General features: G+C 71.7%; 16 protein-coding genes and 1 pseudogene. 6 read left to right on the forward strand and 11 right to left on the reverse strand.

The features are described 5' to 3' along the window. From ACIGQF_RS35845 to ACIGQF_RS35860, 4 genes and pseudogenes are all read left to right on the forward strand, one after another. Nucleotides 1–2241, forward strand: a 2241-nt coding sequence (locus ACIGQF_RS35845) for a beta-ketoacyl reductase (protein ID WP_399719432.1), incomplete at its 5' end; no start/stop codon positions are given. Nucleotides 2242–2322: 81 nt separating this feature from the next. After that, nucleotides 2323–5457, forward strand: a pseudogene (locus ACIGQF_RS35850) (beta-ketoacyl synthase N-terminal-like domain-containing protein); the annotation flags it as partial. A gap of 117 nt (nucleotides 5458–5574) precedes the next feature. Beyond that, the gene (locus ACIGQF_RS35855; RefSeq protein ID WP_399719435.1) at nucleotides 5575–8058 is read left to right on the forward strand and encodes a beta-glucosidase H; all 2484 of its coding nucleotides are present in this window, start codon (nucleotides 5575–5577) and stop codon (nucleotides 8056–8058) included. Between the two features lie 95 nt (nucleotides 8059–8153). Further along, the gene (locus ACIGQF_RS35860; RefSeq protein WP_399719438.1) at nucleotides 8154–8900 is read left to right on the forward strand and encodes a 3-oxoacyl-ACP reductase family protein; all 747 of its coding nucleotides are present in this window, start codon (nucleotides 8154–8156) and stop codon (nucleotides 8898–8900) included. A gap of 252 nt (nucleotides 8901–9152) precedes the next feature. Here ACIGQF_RS35860 and ACIGQF_RS35865 read toward each other — a convergent pair whose 3' ends face one another. The 8 genes from ACIGQF_RS35865 to ACIGQF_RS35900 all read right to left on the reverse strand — a co-directional run bounded on the left by ACIGQF_RS35865 (nucleotide 9153) and on the right by ACIGQF_RS35900 (nucleotide 16501). Beyond that, entirely contained in the window at nucleotides 9153–9359 is a 207-nt protein-coding gene (locus ACIGQF_RS35865; protein WP_399719441.1) for a LysR family transcriptional regulator, read from the reverse strand. 46 nt (nucleotides 9360–9405) lie between these two features. Continuing rightward, nucleotides 9406–10776 (reverse strand): MFS transporter, encoded by a 1371-nt coding sequence (locus ACIGQF_RS35870; protein ID WP_399719443.1) that lies wholly within the window; start codon nucleotides 10774–10776, stop codon nucleotides 9406–9408. Nucleotides 10777–10903: 127 nt separating this feature from the next. Continuing rightward, nucleotides 10904–12346 carry an aspartate ammonia-lyase gene (locus ACIGQF_RS35875; RefSeq protein ID WP_399719445.1) on the reverse strand — a complete coding sequence of 481 codons (1443 nt, stop codon included), beginning with the start codon at nucleotides 12344–12346 and terminating at the stop codon, nucleotides 10904–10906. A gap of 120 nt (nucleotides 12347–12466) precedes the next feature. After that, the gene (locus ACIGQF_RS35880; RefSeq protein ID WP_399719448.1) at nucleotides 12467–13612 is read right to left on the reverse strand and encodes a M20 family metallopeptidase; all 1146 of its coding nucleotides are present in this window, start codon (nucleotides 13610–13612) and stop codon (nucleotides 12467–12469) included. After that, entirely contained in the window at nucleotides 13612–14277 is a 666-nt protein-coding gene (locus ACIGQF_RS35885) for a DUF1028 domain-containing protein (RefSeq protein ID WP_399719451.1), read from the reverse strand. The genes ACIGQF_RS35880 and ACIGQF_RS35885 overlap by 1 nt, the downstream gene beginning before the upstream one ends. After that, nucleotides 14274–14744: a RidA family protein gene (locus tag ACIGQF_RS35890; protein ID WP_399719454.1), complete on the reverse strand. Its 471-nt coding sequence runs from the start codon at nucleotides 14742–14744 to the stop codon at nucleotides 14274–14276. Before ACIGQF_RS35890 ends, ACIGQF_RS35885 begins: the two co-directional genes overlap by 4 nt. Before the next feature lie 10 nt (nucleotides 14745–14754). Continuing rightward, nucleotides 14755–16041, reverse strand: a complete 1287-nt coding sequence (locus ACIGQF_RS35895) for a flavin-containing monooxygenase (RefSeq protein WP_399719456.1) — start codon at nucleotides 16039–16041, stop codon at nucleotides 14755–14757. After that, a complete protein-coding gene (locus ACIGQF_RS35900) occupies nucleotides 16022–16501 on the reverse strand; it encodes a hypothetical protein (RefSeq protein ID WP_399719460.1) in 480 nt (159 codons plus the stop codon). Before ACIGQF_RS35900 ends, ACIGQF_RS35895 begins: the two co-directional genes overlap by 20 nt. A 290-nt stretch (nucleotides 16502–16791) precedes the next feature. Between ACIGQF_RS35900 and ACIGQF_RS35905 the strand changes: the two genes are divergently transcribed. Both ACIGQF_RS35905 and ACIGQF_RS35910 read left to right on the forward strand, forming a co-directional pair. Further along, on the forward strand, nucleotides 16792–17676 hold the full coding sequence (locus tag ACIGQF_RS35905) for a universal stress protein (protein WP_399719462.1): 885 nt from the start codon (nucleotides 16792–16794) through the stop codon (nucleotides 17674–17676). 234 nt (nucleotides 17677–17910) lie between these two features. Next, complete coding sequence (locus tag ACIGQF_RS35910; protein WP_399719465.1) at nucleotides 17911–18480, forward strand: cupin domain-containing protein; 570 nt, start codon at nucleotides 17911–17913, stop codon at nucleotides 18478–18480. A 27-nt stretch (nucleotides 18481–18507) separates the two neighbouring features. Here ACIGQF_RS35910 and ACIGQF_RS35915 read toward each other — a convergent pair whose 3' ends face one another. The 3 genes from ACIGQF_RS35915 to ACIGQF_RS35925 form a co-directional block, all read right to left on the reverse strand. Then, on the reverse strand, nucleotides 18508–19527 hold the full coding sequence (locus ACIGQF_RS35915) for a sporulation protein (RefSeq protein ID WP_399719468.1): 1020 nt from the start codon (nucleotides 19525–19527) through the stop codon (nucleotides 18508–18510). Between the two features lie 108 nt (nucleotides 19528–19635). Beyond that, complete coding sequence (locus tag ACIGQF_RS35920) at nucleotides 19636–19857, reverse strand: hypothetical protein (RefSeq protein ID WP_399719470.1); 222 nt, start codon at nucleotides 19855–19857, stop codon at nucleotides 19636–19638. 41 nt (nucleotides 19858–19898) lie between these two features. Then, a complete protein-coding gene (locus ACIGQF_RS35925) occupies nucleotides 19899–20162 on the reverse strand; it encodes a GlsB/YeaQ/YmgE family stress response membrane protein (protein WP_399719472.1) in 264 nt (87 codons plus the stop codon). Nucleotides 20163–20251: the final 89 nt, after the last annotated feature.

A 20251-nucleotide genomic window follows, 5' to 3' on the forward strand; every position in this document is an offset into this window, starting at 1 on the left:
AACATCACCGCCATCGGATCGCTACGCCGCAACGAAGGCACCCTCCGACGCTTCCTCACCTCCACCGCCGAAGCCTTCACCCACGGCGCCCCCATCCAATGGCCCACCCTCTACGACAACACCGGCGCCCAACCCACCGATCTCCCCACCTACCCCTTCCAACGCCAGCACTACTGGCTTGCACCGGACCGGGACGGCGACGGTCGGCGGCATCACGTCACCTGGAGGCACCTGTCGTTCACCGGTTCGGCACGCCTTACCGGCCGCTGGCTGCTCATCTCACCCACTGACCACAGCACCGATCCCCACACCGATCGCAACGCCGAACTCACCGCTGACCTGGCTCAGGCGCTCACCGCCCACGGCGCCGCCGTCACCCACCTCACCGTCGACCCCAGCACGGACCGCGGCGCACTCACCACCCTCCTCACCGAGGCGAACGCCACGGCCTGCACCGGGATCGTCTCCCTCCTCGGCGCCGACGAGCTGCCGCACCCCGACCACCCGGGCGTCGACCGCGCGACGGCCTCGACCATGCTGCTCGCCCAGACCCTCGCCGACGTGGCCCAGAGCTCGAAGGTGCGGCTGTGGACCGTGACCCGCGGGGCGGTGGCGGTCTCTCCCGCCGAGCGGCCGTCCTTGGCCGGTGCGCAGGTGTGGGGCCTGGGCCGCTGCGTGGCCCTGGAACTGCCCGCGCTCTGGGGCGGTCTGGTGGATGTGCCGGGCGCTACGGAGGCGGACGCACGGATCGGGGAGCGGCTGGTCCAGGTGCTGGCGGCGGCCGGCGGCGAGGACCAGGTCGCGCTGCGGGCCTCGGGTGCGTACGGCCGCAGACTCCTGCCCGCCACCGGCAGGCCGGCCGGTGCAACGTGCTACGCACCGCGCGGCACCGTGCTGGTGACCGGCGGTACGGGTGCGCTCGGCGGGCATCTGGCGCGCTGGCTGGCCCGGAACGGTGCCGAGCACCTCGTACTGGTCGGACGGCGCGGCAAGGACACCCCCGGGTCCAGCGAACTCGCTGCGGATATTGAAGAGTTGGGCGTCACGGTCACAGTGGCCGGCTGTGATGTGTCGGACCGGGAAGCGCTGCAGGAGCTGCTGGCGTCGCTGCCGGGCGACCGGCCGCTGACCGCGGTCTTCCACGCCGCCGGCGTGCCGCACTCGGCCGCGCTGGCCGACACGGACGTGGAGACCTTGGCACGGGTGCTGTCGGGCAAGGTCGCCGGCGCTCGCCACCTTCACGAGCTCACGCGGGACGAGGAGTTGGACGCGTTCGTGCTGTACGCGTCCGGGGCCGGTGTGTGGGGCGGCGGCGAGCAGAGCGCGTACGGCGCCGCCAACGCCGCGCTGGACGCGCTCGCCGAACGGCGCCGTGCTGAAGGGCTGCCCGCCACCTCGATCGCCTGGGGCCTTTGGGACGGCGAGGGGATGGGACAGGAAGGCGCGGCGTTCCTCGGCTCCCTCGGGCTGCGGCCGATGGCGCCGGAGACCGCCCTGGCCGCGTTGCAGGAGACGCTGGACCGGGGCGAGACCTGTGCGACCGTCGTCGATGCCGACTGGACCCGGTTCGCCCCCGCGTTCACCGCCTTTCGGCCCAGCCCGCTCATCGAGGAACTGCCCGGTGTCCGCACTGCCGACGGGCCGGCCGCGCGTCCGGAGTCCGCCGAGGCGGCCGCGGAGTACGGTGTGATGGCGCGGTTGCGGGGCGCTCCGGCCGCCGAGCGGCAGGAGATCCTGCTGGACCTGGTGCGGCGGCACGCCGCGGTCGCGCTCGGCCACCCGGGGCCCGAACACATCGACCCCGAGGGCGGGTTCCGGCAGCTGGGGTTCAGCTCGGTCACCGCGGTCGAGCTGGCCGCCAAGCTCGGCGCGGCGGTGGGCCGCACCCTCCCCGCCACCTTCGCGTTCGATCACCCCAATGCCTGGGCGGCGGCCAGCCGGCTCGACGAGCTGCTGGCCGTAGGGACGGACGACGAGGACGGTGCTGACCTGGAGGGCGAGGTCCGGCGGGCACTCCAGACCCTGCCACTGGCTCGGCTGCGCGACGCCGGGCTGCTGGAGGGCCTGCTCGAACTCGCCGGGCTGCGTCCCGGGACGGCGGTCACTGCCGCGGATGCCCTCACCGGGCCCGGCACGGCTGCCGGGGACACCGAGTCGAACAGGCTCGACACACTCGACGAGGTGGACGAACTGGACGCCGAGTCCCTGGTGAACCTAGTGCTCGGCAGCCCCGATAGCTGACTCGCCCGACCACTCCCTCCTCCCCCGCACGAATCCGGCTCGGTCGGCGGCCGAGCCGGACCCCAGCAAGGAGACCACCCCATGGCCCTCTCCCAGGACAAGGTGCTCGACGCCCTGCGCACCTCCGTCAAGGACGCCGAGCGTCTGCGCCGGCAGAACCACGAATTGGTGGCGGCCCGCCACGAGCCCATCGCGATCGTGGGCATGGCCTGCCGCTTCCCCGGCGGTGTCCGTTCGCCCGAGGACCTGTGGCAGCTGGTCACCTCGGGCACGGACGCGGTCGGCTCGTTCCCCGTCGACCGCGGCTGGGATCTGGCGGGGATCTACGACCCGGACCCGGCGGCGCGCGGCAAGACGTATTGCCGCGAGGGCGGCTTCCTCCATGACGCGGGCGACTTCGATGCGGCGTTCTTCGGGATCGGCCCGCGGGAGGCCACGGTCATGGACCCGCAGCAGCGACTGCTGCTGGAAACGTCCTGGGAGGCACTGGAGCGGGCCGAGCTGAGCCCGCGCTCGCTGCGCGGCAGCCGCACCGGCGTCTACGTGGGCGCGGCGCATCAGGGCTATCTCCCCACCGGCGCCGAAGGCTCCGGGCGGCTGCCGGAGGGGTCCGAAGGCTATCTGCTGACCGGCAACGCCGGGGCGGTGGTCTCCGGCCGGATCAGCTACGTCCTGGGCCTGGAGGGCCCGGCCCTGACCGTCGACACGGCCTGCTCGTCCTCGTTGGTGGCCCTCCATCTGGCGGTACAGGCGCTGCGCCGGGGCGAGTGCGACCGGGCGCTGGCGGGCGGGGTGGCGGTGCTGGCCAACCCGGATGCGTATGTGGAGTTCGCCCGGCAGCGGGGGCTGGCGGCGGACGGCCGCTGCAAGGCGTTCGCCGACGCGGCGGACGGCACGGGCTGGGCCGAGGGCGTGGGTGTGCTCGTGGTGGAGCGGCTCTCGGACGCGGTGCGGGAGGGCCGCCGGATCCTGGCCGTGGTGCGCGGTACCGCGGTGAACCAGGACGGCGCGAGCAGCGGACTGTCGGTACCGAACGGCCCCTCCCAGCAGCGGGTCATCCGGCAGGCGCTGGCCGACGCGCAACTGAGCGCGGACCAAGTGGACGCGGTGGAGGCGCACGGCACGGGCACCCGGCTCGGCGACCCCATCGAAGCCCAGGCGCTGCTGGCCACGTACGGGCAGGAGCGTCCGGAGGAACGGCCGCTGTTGCTGGGCTCGTTGAAGTCCAACATCGGTCACGCCCAGGCCGCTGCGGGCGTCGGCGGCATCATCAAGATGGTGCTGGCCATGCAGCACGGGGAACTGCCCCGCACCCTGCACGTGGACGCCCCCACGCGGCACGTGGACTGGTCCGCCGGACAGGTGCGGCTGCTCACCGAGGCGGTGCCGTGGCCCGGGACGGGTGCGCCCCGGCGGGCCGCGGTGTCCGGCTTCGGAGTCAGCGGCACCAACGGCCATGTCGTACTGGAGCAGGCGCCGGCAGCCGTACCGGGCGCCGAGCGGCCGGCCGGTACGGCGCGGCCGGCACTGGTGCCCTGGGTGCTCTCGGGCCATACCGAGGCGGCACTGCGCGACCAGGCCCGGCAACTGTCCGACCACCTGGCGCGCCACCCTCAGCTGGATCCGCTGGACATCGCGTACTCCCTGGCCACCACCCGCAGCGCCCTCGGGCACCGTGCGGCGGTCCTCGTCGAGTGCGCGGGAACGGACGGGGGGCGGGTGAGCGCCGCTGCCGTTACGGCGCAGCTGCTGGAGCTGGCAGAGACGGCGGGCAGGCGCGGGGCCGGGGGCGCCGTCCTCGGCCCCGGGCCGCGAGAGAACGGCGGCGACGCCCTCGCCGTCACCCTCGCCGAGGACTTCGCGCGTGGCGCGGAGGTGGACTGGTCGCGGCTGTTCGACGGCACGGGAGCACGCCGGGTCCCACTGCCCACCTACGCTTTTCAGCACCGGCGTTTCTGGCTGCCGGCCAACGGTGCGCAGGCCTCGGGCCCGGCGTCCGGGGATGCCCAGGATTCCCCCGCCCACACGGCAGCCGAAGCGCCTGCTGCTGAGCTTTCGGCCACCCCGGCAGGGCCCGTGGACTCCACCGCCCCGGCGGCCCTGAGCCCCGCCGAGCTGCTGACCCTGGTCCGTACGGAGGCCGCCACCGCGCTCGGCCATGCCGCGCTCGACGACGTCCCGGCCGACTCGGGCTTCGACGAGATCGGCTTCGACTCGCTCGCCGCCATCGAGCTCACCGCCGCCCTCTCCGGTGCCGTGGGCACCGAGGTCCCCACCTCCGCCGTCCTGGAGCACCCCACCCCGCAACAGCTGGCCGACCACCTGATCGCCCTCCTCGCCACGGCACCCGCAGCGGACGCCGACCAGGACGCCAATGGCCCGTCGCGGCCCGCCCAGGAGTCCGGCCTGGTGACGATGTACCGGCGCGCGCTGCGGCTGCGCCAGGGCGAGGAGGTCGTGGCGGCGCTGGCCGCGCTCTCCGCGTTCCGGCCCACCTTCCCCGCCGACGGTGAGGCGGCGGGGCCGCGCACGGCCGCCGAATGGCAGCAGGCCCCGGTCCCCCTGACCGCGGGCCGCGGCCCCGGCCCGGAGCTGATCTGCTGCTCGGGCACCGCGGCGGCATCCGGCCCGGAGGAGTTCACCGCCCTGGCAGCCGCCCTGGACGGCCGGCTGAAGGTATCGGCACTCCGTCAACCCGGCTTCGGCGCCGCCGAGTTGCTGCCCGGATCGCTGGACATCCTGCTCGACGCACAGGCCGACGCCGTACTACGGCACACCCAGGGCGCGCCCTACGCCCTGTTCGGCCACTCCATGGGCGGCTCGCTGGCACACGCACTGGCGCTGCGCCTGGAGGAACGCGGTGACGGGCCCGTCGCACTGGTGCTGGCGGACGTGTATCTGCCCAGCGCGCCCGGGGCGATGGCCGTGTGGCGCAACGCGATGCTCGACTGGGTCATGGAGCGGTCAGTGGTGACCGTCGACGACACCCGGCTCACCGCCATGGGCGCGTACAACGAGATGCTCCTGCCGTGGGCGCCGAGCCCGACGAAGGCGCCGGTGCTGTTCGTGCGGGCGAGCGAGCCGATGGAGCCGTGGGCCGGCGAGCCGGACGGCTGGCGGGCCCGCTGGGGTGGCGGCGAGCACACCGCCGTCGACGCCCCCGGCACCCACCTCACGATGATGACCGAGCACGCCCGCGCCACCGCCGACGCCGTGCACCGCTGGCTCGGTGACCTGTGAGCACCCCGCCCCGGGCCCACCCCGACCGCAGTCCGGGGCCGCACTTCGCCCGTAGACCTCTATGACGCCGTAGACCAAGGACAGGAACTGATCGTGCTGTTGCCCAGAAGACACCGGCAGGGCGCCGGGCCCCGGCCACGCGGCCGGGCCGGCCGCTTCCTGACGCACGCGCTCGCCGCCGTGTGCGCCACCGCCCTGCTCACCGCCCCGGCCGCCGACGCCGCACCCCAAGAGGGGTCGGCGCGAGTGCGCGCCCTGGTGGCCAAGATGACGCTCGACGAGAAGATCTCGTTCGTCCACTGGACCACGGGCCCGAAGAACGGCCCGACGACCAAGGGCATCGGCTATCTGCCGGGCGTCCCGCGACTGGGTGTCCCCGAACTGCGGACCGCCGACGGCCCGGCCGGCATCCGGCTGCTGGGCCGCACCGCGACCGCGATGCCCACACCCGTGGCGCTCGCCGCCACCTTCGACGACCGCCTCGCGGGCGAGTACGGCAAGGTGCTGGGCCGCGAGGGCCGCGCGCTGGGCCAGGACAATGTGCTGGCCCCGATGACGAACATCATCCGGGTGCCCTACGCGGGACGGAACTTCGAGACGTTCAGCGAGGACCCGCTGCTGTCCTCCCGGATGGCCGCCGGCGAGATCAGCGGAATCCAGGGGCAGGGACTGATGGCCACGGTCAAGCACTTCGCGGCCAACAATCAGGAGCGGGACCGCATGACGGTCGACGCCTCCGTCGATGAACAGACTCTGCAGGAGGTGGAGTTGCCGGCGTTCCGCAGCGCGGTGAAGGCCGGCGCCGCCTCCGTGATGTGCGCGTACAACAAGGTCAACGGCGCGCACTCGTGCAGCAACGACGGCCTGCTGCAAGGGGTGCTGCGCGAGCAGTGGAACTTCCGCGGCTGGGTGATGTCCGACTGGCTGGCCACTCACGCCACCTCCGACATCACCAAGGGCCTGGACCAGGAGCTGGGCATCGACCTTCAGCTCGGCGAGCCCGTACCGCCCTCGAAGTACTTCGACGCCGAGCTGAAGGCCGCCATCGCGAAGGGGGCCGTCCCCGAGACCACCCTCGACCGGTCCGTGATCCGCATCGTCGGCCAGCTGGAACGCTTCGGGCTGCTCGGTCAGGGCACGCCCCGCCCCGAGCGCGATCCGGAGGCCGGCCGCGCGGCGGCCCGTACCATCGCCGAGAAGGGCGGGGTGCTGCTGCGCAACGAGAACAGCACCCTCCCGCTGTCGGACCGGGACACCGGTGACATCGCGGTCATCGGCAACAGCGCCAAGTACCCGAAGGTGTCCGGCGACGGCAGCTCCCATGTCGTGCCCGACCGGGCCACCGCCCCGGTGGACGCGCTGCGGAAGCGGGCGGGACAAGGCACATCGGTGACGTACGAGCCGGGCGAGGACAAGGTCGGCGCCCCGGTGCCCGGCTCCGCGCTCAGCCCCGTCTTCACCAACGGCAAGCAGCTGGACCCGCTGGAGAAGGGCACGTTCTACGAAGGCAAGTTGACCGTGCCGGCCGAGGGCGACTACACCTTTGCCTTCAAGGTCATGGGCGGGGTCGCCAACCTCCACATCGGCGACCAGCCGATGATCCTTGGCACGGAGAACTTCGGCACGGTCTCCACCACCGTGCATCTGACCAAGGGAACCCACCCCGTCACCATGAACGGCTGGGCCTGGGAGGACACGCCGCTGACCGCCGATCTGACCTGGGTCACCCCCGAGCAGGCCCGCAAGGACTTCGACCGAGCAGTGGAGGCCGCCGCCAAGGCCCGTACCGCGATCGTCTTCGCCCATGACGACGGCACCGAGGGCGTGGACCGCGACTCCCTGTCCCTGCCCGGCCGGCAGGACGAGCTGATCGCGGCGGTGGCCAAGGCCAACCCCCGCACCGTGGTCGTCCTCAACACCGGCTCCGCCGTCCTGATGCCCTGGCTGCGCGACACCGCCGCGGTCCTGGAGATGTGGTATCCGGGGCAGGAAGGTGCCGAGGCCACCGCCTCGTTGCTGTACGGCGACAGCGCCCCCAGCGGCCGGCTCACCCAGACCTTCCCGGCGAGCGAGACGGCCCATCCCATGGCGGGCGACCCGCACCGCTACCCCGGGGTGGACGGCAAGCAGACCTACTCCGAAGGGCTCAAGGTCGGCTACCGCTGGTACGACGACACGGGCGTGGCCCCGCTCTTCCCCTTCGGCCACGGCCTGTCGTACACCTCCTTCGACCAGCGCGACCTGGACGTGCGGCGTACCGAAGCGGGCCTGACGGCCACGGTGACCGTACGCAACACCGGGTCCCGCGCGGGCGAGGAGACCGTGCAGCTCTACCTCGGCCCCAGCCCCGACACCACGGCACCTCAGGTGAAGAAGAAGCTCGCCGGCTACACCAAGGTCGCCCTGGCGCCCGGAGAGCAGCGCCGGGTCACGGTCACGGTCGACGAGCAGCAGCTGCGGTACTGGGACTCCGCCGTGCACGACTGGCGGCTGGGTACCGGCGAGCGCACCGTCCAGGTGGGCTCCTCCTCGGCGGACCTGAAGGCGTCGCGCACCGTCACCGTACAGCCGCAGTGAGCGCGTGCTGACCGGCTTCGTCGGCGCGTACTGGCCCTCCACGGCGGGGGCGGGCCATCCCGCCCCCGCCACACTCCCCACGTTCAGGAACACTTATGGAATTCGCAGGTCAAGTAGCATTCGTCACCGGCGCGGCCCGGGGCATCGGCCGGGCCATCGCCCTCCGGCTGGCCGAGGCCGGCTGCGACATCGCCCTCAACTACCGCAGTTCGGCGGCACAGGCCCAGGACGTGGCCGAGCGCATCGCCGCGCTGGGCCGCCGGGTCGAGCTGTTCCCCGGCGACCTCGCCCGCCCCGAGGTGCCCAGGCAACTGGCCGGGGCGGTGATCGAGGCGTTCGGCCGGATCGACGTCCTGGTGAACAACGCGGGCATCGGCCGCGACAAACTGCTGCTGTCGATGGACGCCGACGACATCAACGAGGTCATCGCCACCAATCTCATCGGCCCCATGCTCCTCACGCAGGCCACCGCGCTCACCATGGTGCGGCAGCGGTCGGGCCGGATCGTCAACGTCTCCTCCGCCGCGGCGGCCAAGCCCGGCAAGGGCCAGTCCAACTACGCCGCCTCGAAGGGCGGCCTGGAGGCGTTCACCAAGGCCATGGCCGTCGAACTGGGCTCCCGCGGCATCCTGGTGAATGCGGTGGCCCCCGGGATCACCAGGACGGACCTGACCGAGCGGCTGATCGACGGGGCGGAGTCCGAGCTGCTGGGCCGACAGGTGGTCGGCTCGTTCGCCGAGCCCGAGGCCGTCGCCGAGGCCGTGCTGTACCTGGCGAGCCCGCGCAACACCCACACCACCGGCACGGTCCTGGCCGTGGACGGTGGGCTGAAGATGCTCTGAGCAGTGTTCAGGACCGGCGGCTGCGCAGGCCGACAAGCACCAGGCCGACGAAGGCGTGGGCAACCCGCAGGTCAAGCCCTGGCCGGGCCGGCGGCAAATTCTCGTAGCCGGCCCCTCACCGCCCGGACGCGGGTGGTTTGGGTCATGTCTGCGAGGGAGGCGAGTTTGACTTTCAGTGGGGGCTGCCGTCGCGTAGTTCCAGTTCCGCGATCTCGCCGCCGCCGTAGGTCTGGCTCGTCGCCGGCCGTTGGTTCAGTACGGAGTAGCCGAGGCCCCGGGCCACCAGGGAGTACGGTCTCGTAGCTGCACTTGCAGGGCGCGTTCCAGGTTGTTGATGGCCGTGGACACGGCGGACTGTGCGATGTGCAGCTCCCCGGAGGCCTCCGTCATCGACCCGCACTCGGCGGTGACGGGGAGGTAGCGGAGCTGAACAAGGGTGAAACCCATCAGTGGCGTCATACGTGACTGCCCCTCGCGCCTTGTGGTCCGTCCCCCGTGCCCTGCCTCATGCGGCAGGCGTGGCTCGGCGGGCCTCCGGAGGCGTCTCGGAGACGTCCTCGGGGCGCAGCAGGGCGGAACCCCTGGTCTCCTTGAGGGACAGGGCGGCGACGAGGCCGCCGACGGCGAACACCATCAGGTACGGGCCCGGTACCAGGGTGCTGCCCGTCGCCGAGATGAGCACGGTCATGACATAGGGCACCGTGCCGGCGAACAGGGCGGCGGTGAGGTTGTAGGCGATGGACAGGCCGCTCTGGCGGGTGCGGGTGGGGAAGGTCTCCGCCGACCACACCGCGTACGTACCGAGGATCGCCGCGAGGATCACACCGAGCAGCAGTCCGGCGGCCCAGGTTCCGGCGAGTCCGGCCCGCATGAGGAGGAAAGCGGGGGTGGAGACGACCAGGAGGGCCACGGTGGCTCCCACGAAGACCGGCTTGCGTCCCACCCGGTCGGAGAGGTGGCCGAACACCGGTACGAGCACCAGGCCCAGCAGGGAGATCACCGTGGACAGCAGCGCTGCACTGTCGGCCGAGTGCCCCAGGTGGTCGGTCTCGTACGTGACCAGGTACGTCAGCACCATGTAGAAGGGCACGTGCATGGCCGTCATCAGGCCGGCCGCCTGCAGCAACTGCCGCTTGTGGGAGCGGACCAGTTCCCGTACGGGGCTGCTCGGTACCGCATCGTTGGCTTCGAGTGCCCGGTACTCCGGGGTGTCCTCGATCTTGTTGCGGATGATGACGCCGATGACGCCGAGCGGCGCGGAGACGAGGAAGGGGATGCGCCAGCCCCAGGAGGTGAGTTGGCCGTCGTCAAGGCCCGTGGACAGCAGCAGGAAGACGAAGGAGCCGGCGAGGAAGCCCAGCAGGGAGCCGACCTCCAGCCAGCTGACACCGAATCCGCGACGGCGCCGCGGGGCGCTCTCGGCGAGGAAGCTCGCCGCGCTGCCGAACTCGCCGCCCGCGGCGAAGCCCTGTACGAGGCGGAGGGCCACCAGGAGTATCGGGGCGGCGATCCCGATCGATGCGTAGCCGGGCAGCAGGCCGATGGTCAGGGTGGCGCCGGACATCATGAAGATGACCAGCGACAGGGTGCGCTTGCGTCCGATCTTGTCGCCGAGCGGCCCGAACACCATGGCACCGATCGGCCGGATGCCGAACGACACGGCGAAGACACCGAACACGGCGAGCAGCCCGGTCGTACTGTCCTCGGCCGGGAAGAACACGGTCGCGACGGTACCGGCGAGATAGGCGTATGCAGCCCAGTCGAACCAGTGCACGAACACGCCGATGGCTCCCGCGACGACGCTTCTGCGCAGTGCGACAACGTCGGTGGCCACCTCGGCCTCCGTCGTCGTGGCGTCTTTGCTGCAGGTGGGCATATGCACCTCCTTGTGGGGATGGGTGGAAGAGCCGGGGCTGTACGGATGCCGTCGGCGTCGTGTTCTCAGAGCGGTGGTGCTCTCAGAGCGGTGGTGTTCTCGAACGGTGGGGCTCGCGGTCGTGCTCTCAGAGCGTGGGCAGCCCGGTCAGGGAGGCCGGGCTGGTGAGTACGCGGAGTTCGGCGTCGGTCAGCAGCTCGCGCTCACGTATCAGGTCGAGCGCGGGCGTACCGGTGTGGTGTGCCTCCAGCGCGACGGCGCAGGCGGTCTCGTAGCCGAGTGCGGCGCTGAGCGCGGTGACCAGTCCGGTGGAGGCTGCGACGGTCTCCGCGAGCCGGCGCCGGTTGGCGGTGATGCCGCGTACGCAGTGTTCGGTGAGGACCCCGATCCCCGCGGTGAGGTGGTCGAGGCCCGCGCTCAGACTCCGGTAGATGATCGGCTCGAAGGCGTTGAGCTGGAGCTGACCGCCCTCGGCGGCGAGGGTGACGGTCACGTCGTTGCCGATGATCTCGAACGCGATCTGGTTGACCGCTTCGGGGATCACCGGGTTCACCTTGCCCGGCATGATGGACGATCCCGCCTGGCGTGCGGGCAGGCCGATCTCGCCGAATCCCGTCTGCGGCCCCGAGGACAGCAGCCGCAGGTCGTTGCAGATCTTGGACAGCTTCACGGCGACGCGCTTGAGCACGCCGGACAGCTGGACGAAGACCCCGACGTCCTGAGTGGCCTCGATGAGATCGGGCGAGGACACGAGCGTCGGAATCCCGGTCAGCCGGCGCAGGTGTTCCACCGCGCGTTCGCGGTAGCCCGGGCGGGCGTTGAGGCCGGTGCCAATGGCCGTACCGCCCAGGTTGAGCTCGTGCAGCAGCAGGCGGGCCTCGCCGAGCCGCTGCTCGTCCTCCGCGAGGGTGGCGGCGAAAGCGCCGAACTCCTGGCCCATCGTCATGGGAACGGCGTCCTGCAACTGGGTGCGGCCCGTCTTCAGCACATCGGCGAACTCGGCTGCCTTGGCCTCGAACGCCTCGCGCAAGCCGGCCAGTGCGGTGAGCAGTTCGGCGATGTGTGCGTCGAGTGCCAGCTTCACCGCGGTCGGATAGACATCGTTGGTGCTCTGCCCGAGGTTGACGTGGTCCAGTGGGTGCAGGGAGGAGTACTCACCGCGGGGGCGGCCGAGCAGTTCCAGAGCCCGGTTGGCGATCACCTCGTTGGCGTTCATATTGGTCGACGTGCCCGCGCCGCCCTGAATGAGGTCGACGACGAACTGCTCGCGCAACGCACCGTCACGGATCTCGGTGCAGGCGTTCGCGATCGCCGCTGCGCGTCGGTCGTCCAGGGCGCCGGCCTCTGCGTTGGCGAGAGCCGCGGCGTGCTTGACCGCCGCCAGGGCACCGATCAAGTGGGGCCGGGCGGCGAGCGTCTCCCCGGTCAGCGGGAAGTTTGCCACCGCGCGCACCGTGTGCACTCCGTAGTGGGCGTCCACCGGCACGTCGACGTCGCCGAGCATGTCGTGCTCCGTCCGGTGCCCGCCGCTCGCCGGGGCGGTGTGCTGTGAGCCGGGAGTCAGGGACATCGGTGTCCTCCGGGTTGTCGGGGATCGGGGGGTTGGTGGCGGCCGGGCCTGCCCCGGGTGGAGTGTCGTCCGGAGCGGGCCACGGCACGTGGCAGGCCGTTGCCGCGGCCGCCGCCCCGGTCATGCCGCCGTTTCCCGCTCGCGCTTCACCCGGTCCACTCCGGTCCAGGCCAGCGCGACCGCGCCGTCCAGCAGGGCACGCTCGGCCGTTCCGCCCACGCAGAACGCGGCGAACTCGTGCTGATGGTTGGTGGCGGGCAGGGAGCCGATGCCGATGTAGGGGTGGATGGCCGGCACCACCTGCGAGACATTGCCCATGTCGGTGGAGGCCCGGTTCATCCGTGCGGCCTGTCCCGGCGGAGCGAACTCGCGCCCCAGGGCGAGGGCGTTGGCACGGTAGTGGCCGAGCGCGGCCTCGTCGGTGCGGAACTCCGCGTACGGCTTGCTCTCCGGCTCGATCTCCAGCGCGCACCCCGTCGCGAGGGCGCCCGCCTCGAAGGCACGCATGACGCGTGGCTCCAGCTCGGCCAGTTCGGCGAGCGTCTCGGCCCTGACGTACCAGCGTCCCGTCGCGCGCTCGGGGATGGCGTTCGGTGCGTCCCCGGCGTGCGTCACCACTCCGTGGACGCGGGCCGATGAGGGCAGCTGCTGGCGCAGCAGCCCGATGGCGACCTGCGCCACGGTGAAGGCGTCGGCCGCGTTGATGCCGGCCTCCGGGTACGCCGCGGCGTGCGCGGACTTGCCGGTGTAGGAGACCTTGGAGTGGCTGACCGCGAACGGACGGGCCTCGGCCACGTCCACCGGCGCCGGGTGCACCATCATCGCCAGGTCCACGCCGGCGAAAGCACCACGCTCCAGCATCTCGATCTTTCCGCCGCCGCCCTCCTCGGCGGGGGTGCCGTAGACCTCCACGGTGAGCCCGGCGTCGTCGGCGACGGCGGCCAGCCCGAGCGCGGCACCGACCGAACTCGCCGCGATCAGGTTGTGCCCGCACGCGTGGCCCAGTCCGGGCAGGGCGTCGTACTCGGCACACAGCGCGATCCGCCGGGGCCCGCTGCCGAACCGGGCGTGGAACGCCGTGTCCAGCCCGAGGTAGGAGGGGGTGACGTCGAAGCCCGCCCGGTCCAGCAGTTCCGGTACGGCGGCCGCGGCCCGATGTTCCTCCCAGGCGGTCTCCGGGTCGGCGTGCAGCCGTTCCGAGAGGGCTATCAACTCCTCGGCGTGCCGGTCGATTTCGCGCCGGGCAGCCTCCTTCTGCGTACCCATCACAGATCGCCCGGAACGCCGTACGAGGGTGCGGACGCGGGGTCGAGACCGCGCCGCACGTAGTCGTCGCGCTGCGGCAGCCACACGGACACGAGGTCCGCGAGGCGTTCCTCGGGGTCATCGGCCCAGTCCACGCGCAGGTCGGTGACGCGCCAGTCCACGTCCGCGACCACCGAGAGCCCCGCGGAGTGCACCGGCCCCTCCTCACCGCCGGCCGCGACAGCGGCCCGCAGGGCGGCGATGAGCCGCTCCTCCAGCTCACCGGTGGTCGCGAAGTAGGTTTCGAGGAGCACATCGGGGATGTGCTCGCCGGAGAGCATGTTGCCCGCCGCGACCGCACCGTCGGCGGTGGCGGAGGCGTGCTTGCCCAGCGTCCGGGAGCCGCTGTAGGCGAACCCGGGGCCGGAGCGGCCGACCACGGTCAGCTGCCGGTACTCGATGTTGCCGACCGCCTCGGTGACGTCGGTGAGCGCGCGGCCGGCGTCGCCGTGCTCGCCCAGCCGGTCCAGCAGCCTGGTCCCGAGGGTGGGGTCGGTGATGTTCTGCGAGGTCGCGGCTCCGATACCGGGCCTCAGATGGGCGACCCGTGCCGCCACCGCCGGACTGGACGAACTGGCCACGATGCCGAAGCGCTCGCCGTCGCGGACCACCAGGGAAAACGTCATGCCTGCTCCTCCTCGGGAATCACGGCGACCGCGTCGATCTCGCACAGCCACTCCGGACGGGCCAACGCGGACACCACCAGGCCGGTGGAGATCGGGTGCACGCCCTTGGTCCAGCGGCCCACCGTGCGGTACACCGCCTCGCGGTAACGCGGGTCGATCAGGTAGATCGTCAGCTTGACCAGGTGCTCCATGCGGCTGCCCGCTTCTTCGAGCAGCATCTTGATGTTGGCCATCGCCTGCTCGGCCTGCGCCTCGGCGTCGCCGATGCCCACGGACTCGCTGGTGTCCAGGTCCTGGCCGATCTGGCCCCGTACGTAGACGGTGTTGCCGGCGACGACGGCCTGGCAGAGGTCGTTGTCGAGGCTCTGCTCGGGATAGGTGTCGCGGGTGTTGAACGGCCGGATCCGGGTGTGGCCGCCGGTGACGATCGGGGCCTTCACCTGGCGCCCTTCGTTCGTGGAGGTCATGCTGTGCTCCTCAGGCGTTCTGGGTCGCCGGCGTGGTGCCGGGGCGGTCGGGGGTGCCGTACGCGAGGTATCCCCGCTGGGTCGTGATGTGGTCGGCGACGTGCCTGGCGTCGTGCCAGACCCCCCAGATGAAGCTCGATCCGCGGCGGGACAGCCAGGGCAGGCCCAGGAAGTAGACGCCGGGCTCGGACGACACACCGCGCCGCTGATCCGGCCGGCCGTTCTCGTCGAACGCGTCGACCTGGAGCCAGCTGTAGTCGGCGGCGAAGCCCGTCGCCCAGACGATCGAGGTGACGCCGGCCTCGGCCAGGTCGAGTTCCAGCCGGGGTTCGGTGACGCATGCCGGGTCCGGCCCCAGGACGTGGGCCTCCGGCTCCTCCGGCAGGTCGAGCCCATTGCGCTCGACGTACGCGTCGGCCGCCCGGAGGAGTTCGAGGTACTTGGCGTCGCCGAGTGCGATGTTCGAGGCGAGGTCCGGCGCGAAGCGCAGCACGCCCTCGTCGTAGGACGCGGTCAGGCCGACCAGCTCGATGCCGTCGGCGGCCAGGGCACGGAAGTCCACGGTGTGGCCGCCGCGTGCACCGCTGACCGCGATGGTGACGTGTTCGGCGCCCTGCGGCGGCGTCTCCGCGTCCCAGCGCCCGAGCACACCGAGCCACCAGCAGAAATCGCGTCCGCGGTACTCGCGGGGCGGCCGGTCGTGGGGGCCGACGGAGAGGAAGACCCGGCGACCGGACCGGCGCAGCTCGTCGGCGATCTGGACGCCCGAGGAACCGGCTCCGACCACGAGGACCGCGCCCTCGGGCAGCTGCTCCGGGTTGCGGTACCCGCTGGAGTGGAGCTGCACGGGGACGGCGCCGTCCGGGACGATGGGCGGGATGACGGGCCGCTGGAACGGTCCGGTCGCGGCCACGACGAAGCGCGTGTCGATGACGCCCTCCGACGTCTCGACGCGGAAGCCGGGCCGTCCGGTGTGCCTCCGCACCGAGGTCACCTCGACCCCGCACCGGATCGGCGCACCGATCTTCTCGGCGTACGCAACGAAGTAGTCCGCGACCTTTTCCTTCGAAGCGAAGGCATCGGGGTCGACGTCGGAGAATTCCAGCCCCGGGAATCGGTCGTGCCACGCGGGTCCGTTCGCGACCAGGGAATCCCACCGCTCCGAACGCCACCGCTCGGCGATACGGTGCCGCTCCAGGACGACGTGCGGTATCCCGCATGCTCCCAGGTGCTCACTCATCGCCACGCCTGCCTGGCCCGCCCCGACGACGACTACTTCAGTCTCTTCGCTCGACAATTCGACCTCCTATCAGGCGGTGCTCCATGCCCGCTGCCGAGCCGACCGAGCTACCGCACGAGAGATCCTCAGACCCGCCCGAAGTTCTGTCCAACAGTTGTTTTCGTTGCAGGCGATCTGATTTATAGATGCAGAGCCACCCAGGCGAGGTCACGGGCCTGTGGTGGCCTTGGTGCCGGTGATGATGAGCCAGGGGGGCGTCGAAGTCTTCCTGGAGCAGCTGCGCGGACATGTAGCGGACCATGTATGCGATCTTCGCGCGCCACTGGCGTACGGCGTCGGGCGCCGAGCGGTTGCGCAGGGCTTCGAGGATGGCGGTGTCCTGGCGCACGATCCGGTCGCAGGCGTCGGCGTGGTCGAGTCCCAGGAAGGATATGAACATCCGCAGCTGGAACATCCGCAGCTGGATGTTGAGCCCGCGGAAGCGCAGTGCGGTGCGCGGCAGTTGGGCCGCGCCCACGAAGGCGGCCTGGAACTGCGTGTCGAGTGGGCGCGAGGCGAGTGAGCGAGGGGGCGGAGACCGGTGAGTGATGCGTGTGACTGACACGCCTCGCACGGCGCAATTCGAGGGATTTCGGACGGTACATGAATTAGTGTGCCGTGACCGCTTCGGCAGCACCGAGAGGGAAGGCCCGGCTCTCCGCCCACTGAACGACAGCGCGTTCCTGCGCCACTGAACGAGTGATCACCTGACGCACCGTCACGGTGCACACCGCCCGGCACGCTCCTCCTCACCGGAAGGTTCCTGGGATGGCTCCCACCGTCGTCGTCGGTATCGACGGCACCGCCGAGAGCACGGCCGCCGCCGACTGGGCGGCGGAGGAGGCGCTCCGCCGCGGTCTGCCGCTCACCCTGGTGCACGCCTGGGACCCGCAGCGGCTGGCGAACGTGGCGCTCGCCATGGCGCCGGACGCGCAGCAGGCCGTCGCCGCCCGCCTGGTACGGGACACCGAGGAGCGGGTGAGCGCGCGCCATCCTGGCGTGCGGGTCACGGGCGAAGTCGTGACGGGCCCGGAGGCCGCCGGGCTGGCCGAGCGGAGCGAGGACGCGGCGTTGCTCGTACTGGGTTCGCGCGCGCTCGGCCCGGTGCTGGGTTTCCTGGTGGGTTCGATCGGCCTCAAGGTGCTCAAGCGGACCCGGTGTCCGGTCGTCATGGTCCGCGGCCGTGAGCGCGAGGGCGGGGCGGAAAGCGGCGGCAACAGCAGCAGCGGTGACATCGTCGTCGGGGTGCAGGACGCGGGCGAGGCGGCCACCGCGGTGTTGTCGTTCGCCTTCGAAGCGGCCGCGTCCCGCGGTGCGGCGGTCCGTGCGGTGCGGGCCTGGAGCCTGCCCACCGTCTTCTCCTTCCGGCCGTCGACGATGCGGCGCGCCGACGAGCACGGCGGCCTCGAGGAGTCGGAGCGGCAGACGCTGGAGGACACGCTCGCGCCTTGGCGGGAGCGGTACCCGCAGGTCTCCGTGGCGCCGGTCCTCGAATTCGGCGGTGCGTCGGAGGTGCTGCTGTCGTCCTCCGCCGACTCACAGCTGGTGGTCGTGGGGGCGCGCGGCAGGCCCGGCGGCCGTCACATCGGTGCGGTCGGACACGCCGTACTGCACTTCGCCGACGCCCCGGTCGCCGTGGTGACCGACGCCTGACACGGGGCCCTCCTCGGCCGCCCCGTGTCCCCTCACGTCACGCGTGACGTCACGGACTCGATCGCGGCGGCCTCCTTCCCCTGCGCCCGCGCTGCGGTCACGGCGGGCGAGGCGGGCAGGCTCATGCGCGCCGGCCAGGGCACTTGACGCCCGTTCACCGCGCTCTCTACGGTCGGGCCGGAAGACCGGCTCGTCTCGCCGGCCGGTGCCGTTCCGACCAGCGGGAACACCACCATGCCCTCACAGACCGATCCGTCCGGCACCACACCTTCCGCCGAGCCGGACACCGCAACGGGACACGACGCCTTCCACCCCGACCTGCCGCACCACGGCCACGACGGCGAACAGCTCCCACCGCGCGCCCGGCTGCACCACGTACGGGCCGACGCGCTGGACGGCGACACCGCGCAGACGGGCGGGATGCGGCGGTTCGCCGCGATCAGCGGCGGCACCGTCGGGTCGGAGCGCATCTGGATGGGCCAGACCCATGTCGCCCCGTCCACCGCCTCCTCCAACCACCACCACGGCGCCTCCGAGACGGCGATCCACGTGGTCGAGGGGCACCCGGAATTCGTCTTCCTCGACGACTCCACGGGCACCCCGGAAGAGGTCCGCATCCGCACCTCACCGGGCGACTACATCTTCGTACCGCCCTACGTGCCGCACCGCGAGGAGAACCCGAGCCCGGACGACGAGGCGGTGGTCGTGATCGCCCGCAGCACGCAGGAGGCGATCGTGGTGAACCTCCCCGAGCTGTACGTCCTCGGCAGTGCGGACACACCGGAGCCGCCCGCGGCGGACTGACCGCCGCGGGCCGGCCGCGGTGGGCGCTCAGCCCTCGTCGTCGCCTTCGTCCTCGTCGTCGTCGAAGACCTCGTCGATGACCTCGGCGGCGACGAAGCCGCCCACGACGCCGACCGCGGCACCCGCGGCGACGCCCGCCACGACGGCCCCCGTGCTCGGACCGGAGCGGTGGCCGCTGTCGTGGTGGTGACTGTCGTGGTGGTGGCCGGCGAAGTGGGGAGCGGCGTGGTCGTCGTGGGATGCGTACGGGCCGGCGTGCCCGGCGGCGTGCGGACCGCGGCTGTCCACGAGCTGCCGCACCCAGGAGTCCACCTGCGCGTTCCAGTCGATGTGCTCGACGCCGTCGTGGCCGACGGTGAAGCGGTTGACCACGTCATGACCGCCGGAGAACAGGCCGCCGCGCTTGTCCGCCTCCAGGACGACCTCCATCCCGCCCGGTGTGGCGAGGAAGGTCACCTCGATCTCGTTGACGGCGTGCGCGTACTGCGGGGGCGGGGTGAGCTCGATCTCCTGGTAGAAGGGGAGCGTCTGGCCCGTGCCGCGGATGTGCCCGAGCTCCAGGTCGGCGGAGCGGAAGCCGTAGCCGAGCTGCCCGAGAGCCTCCAGGATCGCCTCCTGGACGGGCAGCGGCTCGATCCGCAGCGGGTCCAGGTCTCCCTTGTCCTTGGCACCGGCCACGGCCAGTTCGGTGCGTACGCCGAGGACGATGCCGAGCGGCTGCCCGTACAGCTCGGTGACCGGGGTCTCCCAGGGGAGCCGGACGGTGAACGGGACGCTGCGCCGCTCGCCCGCCGCGAGGCGGAAGCCGCCGCCGACCGTGAACCGGTCGAAGGACAGGGCGCCTTCGCGCTCCCCGTCGTCGTGCTCGGCCTCGACGCGGGCGACGAGTTCGAGGGTGATGTGCTCGATGTCGAAGGCCGCGCTGCCGCCTTCGAGATGCACCTGTCCGGACAGGCTGTCACCGGGCCGGACGGCACCGCCGTCCAGCACCGTGTCCACCGAGGGGGCTCCCACGCCGATCGCGCCGAGCAGCCGTTTGAACACCATCGCGGCGTTCTCCTTCAATTGTTCAGTTGGTTGAGCAGATGGGGGGACGAGGAGGGGTCGGCCGGGTGGTGGCCCCGCGCCGGGACCACCACTGTGCCGCCGCGGGGCCTACTTGGCAGTGGCGTCCAGCGTGGCCAGGGCCGACGCCCAGTGGAAGTACCTCAGGTGGGCGAGGTCGGACACGGTCTTGATGCCGAACGCCTCCTCCAGCAACGCGCCCTGGCGGTCCGAGACCCCCTTGAGCGCCGACGCCGGCGCGGCGAGCACCTCCGCGAGGTCCTTCTCCGCCCACGCCTTGTCGAGCACCTTGGTGAGGTCGATCGAAGCCATGTCTCTCCTCCGTGTGTGTCGTCTTGTCGGCCGCGCGCCGGTCAGCCGCGCGCCTTGATGCGGTCCAGGGCGGCGACACCGACGCCGGCCAGGACGATCTGGATGATCCATTCGATCCAGTCGATGCCCTTGGTGTCCGCGACGCCGAAGGCGGCCGCGATGCCCGTACCGATGAACGCGGCCACGATGCCCACCACGATCGTCCAGAGGACGCCGATGCGCTGGCGTCCCGGCACGACGAGCCTGCCGAGCACACCGACGACGATGCCGATGACGATCGCGCTGATGATGCCTGAGATTTCCATGCCCGGGTCTTCCGTGTGATCGTGAGTGCCTACCGCGGGATGCGGCAGGGGTGTCACGCGACAGGCTACGAGAAAGTTCTACAGCTCTG

The organism is Streptomyces sp. NPDC053560, assembly GCF_044544605.1.
In the GTDB taxonomy this organism is placed as follows: domain Bacteria; phylum Actinomycetota; class Actinomycetes; order Streptomycetales; family Streptomycetaceae; genus Streptomyces.